This window comes from Cellvibrio sp. (assembly GCF_046347455.1).
In the GTDB taxonomy this organism is placed as follows: domain Bacteria; phylum Pseudomonadota; class Gammaproteobacteria; order Pseudomonadales; family Cellvibrionaceae; genus Cellvibrio.
On the sequence record NZ_JAXMGC010000003.1, the window covers coordinates 338,820 to 352,792 of the forward strand.

Annotated in this window: 10 protein-coding genes; 6 read left to right on the forward strand and 4 right to left on the reverse strand. The window is 45.7% G+C overall.

Annotated elements, in window-relative coordinates; genetic code table 11:
• The first annotated feature begins 47 nt into the window (after window positions 1-47).
• Window positions 48-2,162 carry a flagellar filament capping protein FliD gene (fliD, locus tag U1F02_RS08010; RefSeq protein WP_409989845.1) on the forward strand — a complete coding sequence of 705 codons (2,115 nt, stop codon included), beginning with the start codon at window positions 48-50 and terminating at the stop codon, window positions 2,160-2,162.
• Window positions 2,163-2,277: 115 nt separating this feature from the next.
• Window positions 2,278-5,454 (forward strand): flagellin, encoded by a 3,177-nt coding sequence (locus U1F02_RS08015; RefSeq protein ID WP_409989846.1) that lies wholly within the window; start codon window positions 2,278-2,280, stop codon window positions 5,452-5,454.
• Window positions 5,455-5,516: 62 nt separating this feature from the next.
• Here the strand turns inward: U1F02_RS08015 and acnB are convergent, their stop codons facing one another.
• Window positions 5,517-8,135 (reverse strand): bifunctional aconitate hydratase 2/2-methylisocitrate dehydratase, encoded by a 2,619-nt coding sequence (gene acnB / locus U1F02_RS08020; RefSeq protein ID WP_409989847.1) that lies wholly within the window; start codon window positions 8,133-8,135, stop codon window positions 5,517-5,519.
• A 339-nt stretch (window positions 8,136-8,474) separates the two neighbouring features.
• Between acnB and U1F02_RS08025 the strand changes: the two genes are divergently transcribed.
• From U1F02_RS08025 to U1F02_RS08040, 4 genes are read left to right on the forward strand one after another with little or no spacing between them, the layout of a single operon-like run.
• Entirely contained in the window at window positions 8,475-9,473 is a 999-nt protein-coding gene (locus tag U1F02_RS08025; RefSeq protein WP_409989848.1) for an SMP-30/gluconolactonase/LRE family protein, read from the forward strand.
• An 11-nt stretch (window positions 9,474-9,484) separates the two neighbouring features.
• Window positions 9,485-9,949 (forward strand): DUF1289 domain-containing protein, encoded by a 465-nt coding sequence (locus tag U1F02_RS08030; RefSeq protein ID WP_409989849.1) that lies wholly within the window; start codon window positions 9,485-9,487, stop codon window positions 9,947-9,949.
• Between the two features lie 48 nt (window positions 9,950-9,997).
• Entirely contained in the window at window positions 9,998-10,615 is a 618-nt protein-coding gene (locus U1F02_RS08035) for a tRNA-(ms[2]io[6]A)-hydroxylase (RefSeq protein WP_409989943.1), read from the forward strand.
• Window positions 10,616-10,670: 55 nt separating this feature from the next.
• The gene (locus U1F02_RS08040) at window positions 10,671-11,543 is read left to right on the forward strand and encodes a hypothetical protein (protein ID WP_409989850.1); all 873 of its coding nucleotides are present in this window, start codon (window positions 10,671-10,673) and stop codon (window positions 11,541-11,543) included.
• A 38-nt stretch (window positions 11,544-11,581) separates the two neighbouring features.
• On the opposite strand, the gene U1F02_RS08045 is transcribed toward U1F02_RS08040, so the two are convergent.
• From U1F02_RS08045 to U1F02_RS08055, 3 genes are all read right to left on the reverse strand, one after another.
• A complete protein-coding gene (locus tag U1F02_RS08045) occupies window positions 11,582-12,112 on the reverse strand; it encodes a shikimate kinase (RefSeq protein ID WP_409989851.1) in 531 nt (176 codons plus the stop codon).
• A gap of 21 nt (window positions 12,113-12,133) precedes the next feature.
• Window positions 12,134-12,559 (reverse strand): hypothetical protein, encoded by a 426-nt coding sequence (locus U1F02_RS08050; protein WP_409989852.1) that lies wholly within the window; start codon window positions 12,557-12,559, stop codon window positions 12,134-12,136.
• 128 nt (window positions 12,560-12,687) lie between these two features.
• On the reverse strand, window positions 12,688-13,650 hold the full coding sequence (locus U1F02_RS08055; RefSeq protein ID WP_409989853.1) for an FKBP-type peptidyl-prolyl cis-trans isomerase: 963 nt from the start codon (window positions 13,648-13,650) through the stop codon (window positions 12,688-12,690).
• Window positions 13,651-13,973: the final 323 nt, after the last annotated feature.

Below are 13,973 nucleotides of genomic sequence, written 5' to 3' on the forward strand. Positions count from 1 at the left end.
ACACTTGCCGCTAACTTGATAGCGAAATTGTTTTTGGAGTAATCATTATGGCATCAGTTTCAAGCACAACCCCCTCCACGGTGAGCAATGCCAGCACTGGGTCCTCCATCATTAGTGCCTTGGGATCGGGGTCGGGCATCAATACCTCTGCTTTGATCAATCAACTGGTAGATGTAAATAAACTTCCAGAAACAAATCGCCTGACTAAAAAAGAATCCTTGCTCCAGACCCAAATATCCGATTTTGGATTGCTGCGTTCCGCATTCAGTAAGCTAGAAAGCGCGTCGTCATTGCTGGGTAATCCCGATACCTTTAACGCTAAATCTGCATCTGTTCCCACCACCACTTTACTGGGTATAACCAAGTTGGACGCCAAGGCTTCCATTGGTGAATTTAGTTTGAACGTCGATCAAATCGCGCAAGCTCAGTCGGTGACTTCTGGAAGTTTTGCATCTCAAACCGCGCCTATAGGCAAAGGTACCTTGGTGATCCGTTTTGGTAGTTGGAGCAACGTGTTGCCTTTGGCGTCGCCACCCGTTGCCGATGCTTTTACCGTCGACAGTTCGAAGACCGGAGCGACTATCACGATTGACGACAGCAATAATTCACTGGCTGGTTTGCGGGATGCTATTAATAAATCAAATGTAGGTGTTAAGGCCAGTATTGTAGGGCAAGCCGGGGCCTATAAATTACTTGTTACAGCTCCATCTGGTGAGAGTAATGAGATTGAAATCACCGCTACTGAAGCTGCGGGTGCCCCAGGGTTAGCGAGCTTTAATTTTAACAACTCGACAAAAAATTTGACTCAGCAACAAGAGGGTAAAGATGCAGTAATCCGTGTCAATGGATTAACAGTTACTCGTTCAACCAATCATGTCACTGATGTAATCGAAGGGCTTGAGTTTGATTTGTTCAATAAGTCCTCGACAGAAACTGTCAATATCGGAATCACGGCAGACAAATCTATTGCTGAAAAGGCAATACGAGATTATGTAACTGCGTACAACACATTTTTAGCAGATACCAAGAAGCTCATAGGTTTCGATTCAGAGAAAAACGAGTACGGGAGTTTGCGCCAAGATCCTATGGCGAAAAACTTGGTTCAACAGGTTCGTACTCAAATGAGCGCCGCTATTACTGGTGTTAGCGGCGGTTTTAACTCATTTTCTGCATTAGGTATTAGAACTGATCTGGGCACCGACGGTACCTTAACAATTGATGACTCTGCAACTGAGACTAGTTTTCGCTCCACGATTGATAAGCATTTTGATGAGGTTAGAGATCTCTTTATTCCTAAAACTTCATCGAGTAACGCACAAATTGCGCTAACCAAATATACAGATAAAAGTGTACCTGGTACTTATGCCGTAAACATAACAACACAACCCAGTAAAGGGCAGCTTATAGGTGCAGCTATAGCGGGGGCCGCGGGCGATGTGATTGCAGTGGATACTGGTTCTGTAGGTAAAACCTATAGTTTCACTGCAAAAATTGATGGTGTTGCAACAGCGTCTATAAACATACCCGCAAAAAATTATACGTCGGGTTCTGCCTTGGCTGCTGACTTGCAATCACTCATTAACCTCGATGCTAATCTCGCTGCGTCGAAGATTACTGTAAGTGTGGCTTTCAATAGTTCTACCGGAAAACTTGAGTTTACGTCTGCGGCTTACGGTAGCAGCAGTAAGGTCGATATTACTGCCGCAAGCGCTGATATGGCGGATATAGGTTTGAGCGTTGCTTCCGGAACTACTGGGGCAGATGTTGCAGGAACCGTGGACGGTGCGGCTGCTTTCGGATTTGGTAACGTGCTTTTGCCTGCTCTGAACTCTAAGGCGGAGGGATTAAGCATGCAAATAACCGCAGGCGCCACATCGGGAAACATCACTTTTTCGCGCGGCTTTTCCGGTACATTCAAGGGCATGATTGATAATTTTTTAAAGACAAACGGATTAATAAAAAATCGCGAAACAAGCATTAATAAAGACGTAGAAAAAATTAAAACAGATATGGCGACCCTGGATCGGAGAAGCCAATCCTATCGCGCCAGATTACAGGCTCAGTTTAGCGCAATGGAAGCAATTACTCGTAGTTTGAAATCTACGGGCACGTTTTTAACCGGCGCATTCAAAGCCCTATCCAACTCATCATCAGATAACTAAAAATAATTCACTTTCGCCTAAAGCTTTTCGTTCATGTGTCGATAGATAGATACGAGCCTTCAAGCTTCCTAAAGAGGAGCTTGGAGTTCAACACACACACGAAGAGTTTTAACTAATGGCTCTTATTATTAATACCAATACCGCATCGATGAGCGCTCAGCGCCAAATCATGCGATCCGGCTCAGAACTGGATTTGGCGACAAGCAGATTGTCGTCGGGTAAGCGTATTAATTCTGCGGCAGATGACGCTGCCGGTTTGGCTATCAGCGGCCGAATGACCTCGCAAATCCGTGGTTTGGATCAAGCTGTTCGCAACGCGAATGATGGCATTTCAATGATTCAAGTTGCCGAGGGTGCGCTCAACGAAACAACCAATATGTTGCAGCGTATTCGGGAAATTTCGATTCAAGCGGCGAACGGTATATACAGCGATGGTGACCGATTAACTCTGAACGCCGAAGTTAAGCAGCTTCTAAGTCAGATTGATTTTGTCTCCAACAATACAGAATTCAATGGTAGAAAAATTCTCGACGGTAGTGGCTCGCAGGTTGACTTGCAAGTTGGTGCGGAAGCCAATCAAACCGTAAGTTTCAAAATACCAAAAATGGATACTAAATCCTTAGGGATTACTGGTAATTCAGGTGATCTCATGGGCGCCCAGATGAGTGTCGATGGTCATGGAAGTCTGTCGAGTGGTATTCCAGCATCGGCCATTAAAATCAATGGAAAGGCGATTGACCCTGCGCCAGTTGGTACAAAGGTTTCGGATTTACTTACATCTATAAATACGTCCTTTGCGGACATAGAAGCATCCGCGATGGTGGTAACACAAGCAGAAGATGTGGGTACTGGTATTTTGAGCGGCGCTCAATCACTAAGTATAACGGCAGTTACCCTTCAAGGAGACTCGGTAACTTACTCCGTCAGCAATACAAATAATATGGAAGAGCTAGTTGCCAGGATCAATGAAAAGACCGGCAATTTGATACAAGCAGCCATAGGGGCTGACGGAAAGCTTGAACTGAGTAGCAGCAGTTTGGCTACATTCACAGTGGTGGATAGTTCAGGTGGTGTTGCATCAGGCATTAGTCTGGCGGGTAATCCAGATCCTGATATTTCAGCAATTGTACAAACATTACAAGGCAGTTGGATTGCTGAAGCTGAAAATATAATTGCAAATTATTTTGGGATATCGGGTGACGGCTCCGATTTGCTATTGGATCTGGTGCATGAAGGTGCTGGTGGTTCTCTGGCTTATATAGATCCCAGCGACTTTTCGTTAAACATTGACTTGGACGATTTTGTTAATTTCAGTTCCTTCTTGCCGTCGGGCCCTGACGCAGGAAATTCGTTTTACGCTGATCGCGTGTTATTACACGAAATGGTTCATGCGGTAATGTTAAGTCCGGCAAACAATATTCAAATGGCGACATTACCTGGGTGGTTTACTGAAGGTGTTGCTGAGTTTATACATGGCGCAGATGAACGTGTTGAAGCTGACATAGCATCGGGGGCGTTGGATACCATCGGTGAATTTCAAGCGGCTTTCACTGCAGCACAAGCAGTTGGCTCTCCATCTGCCATTGGCTACAGCGCCGGTTATGCCGCGGTAAAAATGTTGCATAAAGACATAGTGACAGCGAGCGGAAATACGGCGGGAATTAAGTTGTTGTTCGATAAGTTAAAATTAGGAATGTCGTTGGATGCTGCCATAACAAGCTTGAATGGATCTGGTGATACGAGTTATGCAAATCTCGCTGCCTTAAACGCAGATATATCAGCTAACGGCTTTTCTTTTATGACTACCCAGCTGAATTTTACTGCTGGTGATGAGGTGGACACGGGCTCTATTGGTGGATCGGATTATGGTTTGCCTGCCAAAAATAAGCTTACTGTTATGCCTAATACGACGAATCAAGCTCCTATTAATTTCAATCTAGTCATCCCCGCCGCATATGGCGGTGGAACCATAACTGCTGACGCTCAGCTGGTTCTAAAATCCAAGAATGGTGATCCCATTATCATTTCAAAAGGTGCTGCTGGTTCGGACACCATTTTGGAAAATCTTGGTTTTCTTGAATCCTCGAATGACACTGTCGTAGGTCACGCTGTTTCGGTGTCTAACCAAGCTAATGCTCTTGCGGTCAATGATTTAACAATTAATGGTATAGATGTTGGCGCCGTTGCATCTGGTTTGGGTTTGCAGGCTAAAGTTGATGCGATCAATAAATTAACAGAGAAAACGTCTGTTAGAGCAGACTTAACAGCAACATTAACCAGCAGGTTTAATGGTGGTGCTACGAAAGAGATTCGTGCTGCTAACGCTAGTGTTACAGCGCCGGCTACGGGCGTCATTGGGATAAATGGTCTTGGCATTGCGATAACAGCCGGCGATAACCTACAGACAATAGCTGCCAATATTAACAATGCTGCCGGCGCTACCGGAGTTACAGCATACGTAGATGATAATGGGTTGTTTCATTTGTATTCGGAGGGAGCAATTAATCTCTCTGATTCAACGGGTTTTTATACTGCGCTCGGTTTGATTGCTGATAGCGGAACAACCGGCTCCGTCAAAATTAAAGGAATTGAAATTAATTTTACTGACATCACTAATTCCGCAACGATGATGTCTGAATTAAATTCGCGTGAGGCGCAAACAGGCGTTCATGCAAAAATAGATGATAACGGGAGTATAGTTTTATCGGGATCGTCTGCATTTAATATCGCTTTAGGTAATACAAAAGGTCTAAAAACCTTACATGCTTTAGGTCTGAGTGTGAGCTTGGCATCAAGCGGTGCAGATTTATCGGATACTACGAACAACAATCTCTTGACGGACGAAAGCATACAAGTCAATTCGAGAATACAACTTACTTCTTTATCTGGTGAAGCGATTCGGCTGACGGTGACTGACAATGGAAAGGCCGCCACGGGTTTAATGCAAATGAATTTGCAAACACAAAATATGAATGGAAGCTCGTTAAGCGGTTTGAATGTGATGACATTAGAGAGTGCGCAAAAAGCGATTGGTACAGTTGATAACGCGCTAAAAACAATCAATGAAACGAGATCAAATTTAGGTGCAATTAATAATCGTCTTGATTTTACAGTCGCTAACTTGAGTAATATTTCTGAAAAAACCTTGGCTGCACTTTCTAGAATCGTAGATACAGATTTTGCGCAAGAAACTGCAAAATTAAGCCGTTCAACGGTAATACAACAAGCCTCCCAGGCCATGTTGGCGCAAGCTAATCAGCGGCCACAACAAGTGCTTTCACTGTTGCGATAATTAATAAATCCAAAACATAAAAAAACCCGCCGAAGCGGGTTTTTTTCAATCTTCAAACCGTTTTAGATCGCTACAGTTTGAATTTCTACAGCAGCAATTCGCTTACCTTCATTCGCAGCTTCTTGATAGCTTTGAATCTCGTTGAAATTCAAATAACGATAAATATCGCTGCTCATGCTGTTCAACTTATTCGCGTAGCTTAAATACTCTTCCGGTGTTGGCAACTTGCCGAGAATAGCGGCTACTGCCGCCAATTCCGCTGATGCCAAATACACATCCGCACCTTCACCTAAACGGTTTGGGAAGTTACGGGTTGAGGTAGAAACCACCGTAGAGTTCTTCGCTACACGTGCTTGGTTCCCCATACACAATGAGCAGCCTGGCATTTCAGTTCGAGCGCCTTTGGTGCCAAATATGCTGTAGTAGCCTTCTTCAACGAGTTGGTGTTGATCCATCTTGGTGGGTGGGGCAATCCATAAGCGGGTAGAGAGAGCGTCTTTAGTCGTGTTCAACAGCTTACCGGCAGCACGGAAGTGGCCGATGTTGGTCATGCACGAACCGATAAACACTTCGTCAATCTTCGCGCCTTGGACGTCAGACAACACTTTCACATCGTCCGGGTCGTTAGGGCAGGCGAGGATTGGTTCTTTAATGTCCGCGAGGTCGATGTCGATAACTGCAGCGTATTCAGCGTCAGCATCAGCTTCCATCAACACAGGGTTCGCAATCCACTCTTCCATTTTGCGCGCGCGACGCTCAAGGGTGCGAACATCGCCGTAGCCTTGTTCGATCATCCAGCGCAACATGGTGATGTTGGAGGTCATGTATTCGATGATTGGAGCCTTGTCTAACTTGATAGTGCAACCCGCCGCAGAGCGCTCTGCAGATGCGTCAGAGATTTCAAACGCTTGTTCTACTTTCAGGTTTGGTAAGCCTTCTACTTCGAGGATGCGGCCAGAGAAAATGTTCTTCTTGCCTTTTTTCTCAACAGTCAACAAACCAGCTTTGATGGCATAAAGCGGAATCGCGTTTACCAAATCGCGCAGGGTAACACCGGGTTGCAATTCGCCTTTGAAGCGAACGAGAACTGATTCAGGCATATCCAATGGCATAACGCCCGTTGCAGCCGCGAAAGCTACAAGACCAGAACCCGCTGGGAAAGAAATACCAATTGGGAAACGGGTATGAGAGTCACCACCAGTACCAACGGTGTCTGGCAACAACATACGGTTCAACCATGAGTGGATGATGCCGTCGCCTGGGCGCAGAGAAACACCGCCGCGCGTCATGATAAAGTCAGGCAAGGTATGTTGGGTTTCAATGTCCACTGGTTTTGGATAAGCAGCGGTGTGACAGAAAGACTGCATGGTCAGGTCGGCAGAGAAGCCAAGGCATGCCAAGTCTTTCAACTCGTCGCGAGTCATTGGGCCAGTCGTATCTTGAGAGCCAACAGTAGTCATGTAGGGTTCGCAGTAGGTGCCTGGGCGAATACCTGTCACGCCGCACGCCTTACCAACCATTTTTTGAGCCAAGGTGTAACCTTTGCCGGTATCAGCCGGAGCTTGTGGCAAGCGAAAGAGAGTGCTTGGTGGCAAGCCCAAAGAAGCGCGTGCTTTAGTGGTCAAACCACGGCCAACGATCAACGGAATACGGCCGCCAGCTTGTACTTCATCCAACAGCACGTCAGATTTCAAGCTGAATTCAGAAATCACGGCGCCAGTTTCCGCGTTCAGGATTTTGCCTTCATAGGGGCGAATTTCAATCACGTCGCCAGTGTTCAATTGTTCAACGGGAGCTTCGAACACCAAGGCGCCTGCGTCTTCCATGGTGTTGTAGAAAATCGGAGCCACTTTGCCGCCGATGCACACACCGCCAGTACGTTTGTTAGGTACACCGGGAATATCTTCACCAATAAACCACAACACAGAGTTAGTTGCAGATTTACGTGATGAACCAGTACCTACAACGTCACCCACAAATGCCAAGGGATAACCTTTGGTTTTCAATGCTTCGATTTGTTTGATGGGGCCGATGGTGCCTGGTTGATCTGGGGTAATACCGTCGCGTTGCATTTTGAACATGGCGAGGGCATGGAGTGGAATGTCTGGGCGTGACCAAGCATCTGGGGCAGGGGAAAGGTCATCAGTGTTGGTTTCGCCGGTCACTTTGAACACGGTGAGCTTGGTGCTTTCCGCTACTTTTGGCTTGCTGGTGAACCACTCACCGTCAGCCCAGCTTTGAATCAATTCTTTTGCGTTTGCATTGCCGGCTTTGGCTTTTTCTTCCACGTCGTGGAAGGCATCAAACATAAGCAAAGTGTGTTTCAGTTCTTGTGCCGCCAGCTTGCCTAATTCAGCATCGTCTAACAGTGCCACAAGAGTTTCGATGTTGTAACCGCCGAGCATCATGCCCAGGAGTTTTACAGCGAGAGGTTTATCAATCAGGGGAGAGGTTGCTTCGCCTTTGGCGACTGCGCTTAGGAAAGCGGCTTTAACATAGGCGGCTTCGTCAACGCCGGGGGGAACGCGGTTGGTGATCAGGTCTAACAGAACTTCATTTTCACCAGCGGGTGGGTTCTTTAGTAGTTCGACCAATCCAGCAACTTGTTCAGCGTTAAGTGGTTTTGGTGGAACACCTTCAGCGGCGCGTTCAGCGACGTGTTTACGATAGGCTTCAAGCACAATTTTATCCTCATTGGGTGGTTTTTACTCTCGCATGCAGGATCTCTGCGGCAGGAGGCTATCCGTGACCTTCACGGATGAAAAATCTACGCTCGGGCAAGAGCGATAAATCGGGGGTGAAGTATACATCATGCCAAAGAAGGTGTTAACTCGCGGGCAGCCGATGTGTTCTGTGTAGATGGTAATCTCTTGAGGATTTTGCGCGAGCCTATCAGCCATTCACTCGGTCGATGTGGTATGTTTGCTCCCCGAAAATTGGCAGTGCAGAAACAACACTTGTGCTCACACGCGTACCCAAATAACGCTAATCCAACATTTAATAAATAAGGTAGAAATCCCATGAAAATAATGAAACCCGGGCTGGTATTTTTAGCGGCAACTGGTATTGCCTCGTTTGGTTTAATGGGTTGTGAACACAAAAAATCTGAAGCACCTGCCGTTACTGCGACGACCAGTTCTGTAACTTCGTCTGTAAGTGCATGTGGTGTTGCACCGTCGGGCGAATTAACGGCAGAGCGCATCCTCGGCGCTAATAGCACTCGTACTGAATCAAGTCTTTATGAGGGCCCGGTATGGATAAAAGATGCGCTTTATTTTTCCGATTTCGTAACATCGGGAGCTTTTCCATCACGCATTCAAAAATTGGACGCGAACGGCGTTATGACTACTGTGATCGATGACAGCGGTAGTAACGGTTTGGCGGCCGATGTGCAAGGCAATTTGGTTGCCGGTACACACAAATTCAAAAGCCTTTCTCGCTACACATTAACGGGTGAACGCACTAATGTGATCGATCAATTTGAAGGCAATGTTTTCAATTCGCCCAACGATTTAACCATTGCCAAAGATGGCACCATTTATTTTACTGACCCTGCATACCAAACAGCGGCGGCTCCCGGTGGCCAACCTAAAACGCGTGTTTACCGCGTTGACACTGATGGAAAAACAACGGTGGTAGATGACACTATTAATAACCCAAACGGTATTGCATTGTCGTTGGATGAAAAAACCTTGTATGTTGCGGGGGGCGATGCGCAAGGTGTTTTGCGTACTTACGCGATTGTTGATGGTGTTCCACAAGCAGGTAAGGACTTGGTAACTGGTATGTTTATACCAGATGGTATGGCACTTGATTGCCACGGTAATATTTACGCAACTGAACACGCCGCAAAACACGTGCGCGTATTTACGCCAGAAGGAAAACAAATCGCAACCATTAATGTTGATGCCAATATCACCAATGCTGCCTTTGGTGGTGAAGATGGAAAAACGCTATTCCTCACCGGTGCTGGCGCTGTATGGAAAATTAAATTGGATGTTAGCGGTACACCCTATTAATTTCGATATTTATGCTTTTATATAAACCCGTAAGAACTCCCTGTGTGGGCATTTGCTCAACAGGGATTGGCGATAGCGTTTGCCGCGGATGCAAACGCTTCGCCCATGAAGTTATTGATTGGAATGCTTATACCCACGAACAGCGATTGATTATTGCGCAGCGCCTTGAGGGTTATTTGTCGCAGGTTGTTCAGAATATGATTGAAATTGTGGATGAAAATATTCTTCTGCAACAAATTAAGCATCAACAGATTTTATTTAAAGAAGAACAAAATCCCTATTGCTGGGTTTTTGATTTACTGCGGTCTGGTGCAAGCCAAATCACTGACCTAAAAGCCTATGGTTTGCGATTGTTGCCCAAATGGCGGGGCACGCCTCTAACAGAAATTCGCGACAATATTGACCGGGATTTTTACGCATTATCCTGCGCCTATTACGAACGCTACATTATTCCCCATTTTACCGAACAGTCTTAGTGTTATATGAATTCAGTATCCAAGCCATTAATCTCAACGCCGGCCACTATGAATGCACTGGTGCGAATCCAGAATTTCTTATATTGCGAAACCCCTGACGCTTGGATAGAAACGGCAAAACTGCCCGAGAACCAAGCATTGTTATTACTCGATCACGCTAACTGCGAAAAGAAAGCCGCATCTACTGCAATCAACTTGATGTATCGCTACGTGGGCGATTTTGAAATGATGCATAAAATGTCGCGTCTTGCGCGTGAGGAGTTGCGTCACTACGAACAGGTTATGCAAATCATGCAGAAACGCGGTGTGGCCTATGAACAAATTACACCTTGCCGTTACGCGAGTGAGTTACGCAAACCTGTCCGCACCCATGAACCCGCACGCTTTGTAGATGCCTTGATTGTTGGTGCGATTATTGAAGCGCGTTCCTGTGAGCGTTTCGCGAAATTGGCACCGTTTCTGGATGATGAACTACGAGACTTTTATTTGTCTTTACTGAAATCTGAAGCGCGTCATTATGAGGATTATCTTCATCTTGCGAAAAAAGTGTCAGGTAGTGAAGAAGTTGAAAAACGCCTGAAAGTATTTTTAGAGTTGGAAAAAAGTTTGATTGAGAGTCCCGATAACGAATTTCGTTTTCATAGCGGTGTCATGGTTGCCGCATAACGACCTTGCGCACTGCCCGAAAAAATAACAAATAACCCATAAGGAGCGGTTGTCTATGTTCAATAGTACCGTGTTGGAAGTGGCCATAGGGCTTATCTTTTGTTTTGCATCTGTTGCGCTCATTGCCAGTTCAATTTATGAGGCAGTCGCCTCATGGTTGAATCTTCGCTCCAAAACCTTGTTGTGTGGTATTTCAGAATTACTGAATGCAGAAACCAGTCAAGGGCACGAGTTGCTCATGTCAATTTATAATGATGCTTTGGCTCATCCGGCGGGTAACGGCACAGCCACCACGGTAAAAAATATACGCAATAAACCTGCGTATATTCCATCAAAAAATTTTGCACTGGCGTTAATTCACGCCTTACAAAAAACACCAGAACAAATTGATAAATTGGAATCTGCAATAGATTTGTTGAAGGATGAGCAGTTGCGTGCCTTGTTGAAAAATTTGTATCGCAAAGCTGAAGGGAATCTGCACAATTTCCAGCACGAATTAGCTACTTGGTTTGATACGGGTATGGGGCGTGTTTCGGGTGCTTACAAAAAGCAGTCGCAAATGTGGTGTTTTATCATCGCGCTAATCGTTGCAGTTGGTTTCAATATTGATTGCGTACACCTGTTTAAAACACTTTGGTTGCATCCGGCATCTATCGCGCAGCTGAGTGTTTCAGAGGGCAACAGCTTACTGGCAACTCAGGCATATGCGCAGTTGCAAACTTTGCCTGTCGGTTGGAATGGGCAGTTTGAATGGTCGATGTTGTTGGTGCCTTCTTCTGTTGTAGGTTGGTTGGTTACCGCATCGGCATCCTTATTCGGCGCGCCTTTTTGGTTTGATTTGCTGAAATTGTTAGTGCGGTTACGTGGTACGGGAACAAAACCTGAAAATGAACCGCCGCAACAGACAACAGAGCCTAAGGCTCATTAAATCGTGCCGCTAGCAGTAGGTACTTGTTTGATACCTAATCAGGCGTCTTTTTCGGTATAGGCTTCAGCTTCCTCATAAATAATTTCTGCCAAAATATCTTGCTGACTCTTTCCATTGCAATCGATCGTAATGCTTGCATATTTTTGGTAAAGCTCGCGTCGCTCGTTGTAAAGTTCTTCCAGGCTTTGGTTAGGTTTACGTGCCAGGCCGCGCGTATCAAAATCGTTTATACGCAACCTTAATTCGTTAAGGGATAAGTCGAGAAATACAATAGGGCCGAAGTGCCGCAAATGCCGCATGGCTTTATCGCTGTAAACCGCGCTACCACCAGTGGCGATAATATGGTTAGGGTAGTGCGTGTTAACTAACACCCTTTCCTCAATTTCACGCAAGGTTAAATATCCTTCGCTGTCCACAATATCCTGCAAAGTTTTACCTTGCTCCAGTTGAATCAGCACGTCTGTATCGACAAAATCTTTTGCCAAGGCTTTAGCGAGCATGATTCCCAGCGTACTCTTACCTGCGCCGGGCATTCCTATCAGAATTAAACTCTTGTCAAAGGGGCTCATGGTTCATCCGCATTAATCAAGTTACAGAAGTTCGGTTTGCTCGCGGGTACTGCTATGAAATATGGCAACCAAAGAATATTTAAAAAACGGAGCGTAGCTGGATAAATAGTCGTGCAACCAAAATTTAACCATGCCTGCATAATCTTGAATTTCCTTTTCGGAAGCTTGTGCTAAAGCTGTGGCAAGGCCGGAGAATTTGCAGCGGTAGCTGTGGGGTGAATCATGCGATTTACTTGCGTCTGTTACGCATATGTTTAATTCGGCATCTTTTAGATTCCATTCGCACAGAAAATAAAGTGAATGATCCTGAATATTTTCAGTGAGCATCTGAATCGCTTTTTCAGCAGTCCCCTCTATCGACTCGCGCACCTGTTGCTCGGTGGTATCGGGAGTCGTTGCGCAATGTTGCGTTGACATTTGGTTTTGATTGGTTGTCCAATTCAGCATATTTTTTCGTTTGTCGGTATTGTAAAAGTTGGGTTGAAGCGTGCAGTGGCTTCACCTTGGAATAGATGGTTTTTCGTCGCCGCTGCGCGATTGGATTCTGCGCAGCGGTTAAACGAAGGTCTCAAGACTCAAAAGAAACTGCTTTTAATGCCGCGCAAATCTACTTCAAAAATTACCGCCGCATAAGGTGGAATTCCGTCTGTGCCTTTCTCTCCATAAGCCAAGCGTGACGGGATATATATTACCGCTTGTGAGCCGTCAGGAATTTGCGTCATAGCTTCTGCGAAGCCTTGAATCATATCCTTGAGTTCGAAGCTGTCAGGTTTTCCGCGTTTGTAACTGCTATCGAATTCGGTGCCATCCAACAAAGTTCCGCGATAATTAAGGGTTACAGTATCTTTAATCTTGGGAAGCTTGCCGGTTCCCTTTCTAATGAATTTGTACTGCACACCGGAGTTCAGCGCTATTACACCCGGCTTTACAATATTCTCAGCCAAGAATGTTTTTTCTTCGGCCATGAAAAACTGCTTACGATTCTCCGCCCAGTCATTATCCTTAACAGCAATTTTGGCTTTGATGGCCGCCATCAATTCTTTTTCTTCTTTGGCGGAGATTTTGGGTGGCGTGCTAGCCGCTTGGGCGTCCGCCAAACCAATGGCCATACTGGCCGGCATTACCGGGATACCGCTTTTGCCAAAGCTTTTGGCAATGGCTCGCGCGGTTAAGTAGCTGAGGCGTTCTTGAGGGGAGCGCAGGCCGTCAGGAGCTTCAGTGTAGTCGTTGGTTGCAACACCATTAGCCAATGGCGAGGCGCTTTGTTTAACTGTCTCGAGCAGGTTGCCGTAGCTGTCTTCAGGTACCCGCGCTGGAATTCCGTCGCGCACATCATATGCTCCCAACAGAAACGGCTTTTCCTCTATGCGAATTTTCATGCCGGTGAGATTTTTACTAATGTTGCGGGCTTGGAAATAGTTGGCCGCTTGTTCAAGGCTATTGAGCTCTGGGCCTTTATAGGGAATATCCAGTTTGTTGCTACAGCCTGCAAAAGCCAAACTTATTGAGAAAATGCCGGCGAAGACCTTGGTGCGCATAAACAATATCTATCCTATTTTTTGACATGAGGGAACTGATTAACTTACGCCGACATCATAAACCATGGGGCTATCTTTGTCCGTTGGCGTCCATTGAAAAAGCGCGCCAAAATAAATTTTCATAATCTTGTGTTTGGCTATATTTTTTCGGAATAGAGGCCCCGATATTGACGCAAAAAAATAAGCAATTTTTTGGAAAAAGCCGAATAAATTGCCCGTATCCGTCGCTTTTGTCAGGCATTTTAGAATTTGGTAATGCGATGTAATGACTTGATGCGTGCAAAAAAAATGCGGCGACCTATACTCAAGTCATTGCCAAATAA

Bases quoted from the DNA above. Each gene is read 5' to 3' on its own strand.
- fliD (WP_409989845.1), top strand. From the start codon at position 48: ATGGCATCAGTTTCAAGCACAACCCCCTCCACGGTGAGCAATGCCAGC.
- U1F02_RS08015 (WP_409989846.1), top strand. From the start codon at position 2,278: ATGGCTCTTATTATTAATACCAATACCGCATCGATGAGCGCTCAGCGC.
- U1F02_RS08025 (WP_409989848.1), top strand. From the start codon at position 8,475: ATGAAAATAATGAAACCCGGGCTGGTATTTTTAGCGGCAACTGGTATT.
- U1F02_RS08030 (WP_409989849.1), top strand. From the start codon at position 9,485: ATGCTTTTATATAAACCCGTAAGAACTCCCTGTGTGGGCATTTGCTCA.
- U1F02_RS08035 (WP_409989943.1), top strand. From the start codon at position 9,998: ATGAATGCACTGGTGCGAATCCAGAATTTCTTATATTGCGAAACCCCT.
- U1F02_RS08040 (WP_409989850.1), top strand. From the start codon at position 10,671: ATGTTCAATAGTACCGTGTTGGAAGTGGCCATAGGGCTTATCTTTTGT.
- U1F02_RS08045 (WP_409989851.1), bottom strand. From the start codon at position 12,112: ATGAGCCCCTTTGACAAGAGTTTAATTCTGATAGGAATGCCCGGCGCA.
- U1F02_RS08050 (WP_409989852.1), bottom strand. From the start codon at position 12,559: ATGCTGAATTGGACAACCAATCAAAACCAAATGTCAACGCAACATTGC.
- U1F02_RS08055 (WP_409989853.1), bottom strand. From the start codon at position 13,650: ATGCGCACCAAGGTCTTCGCCGGCATTTTCTCAATAAGTTTGGCTTTT.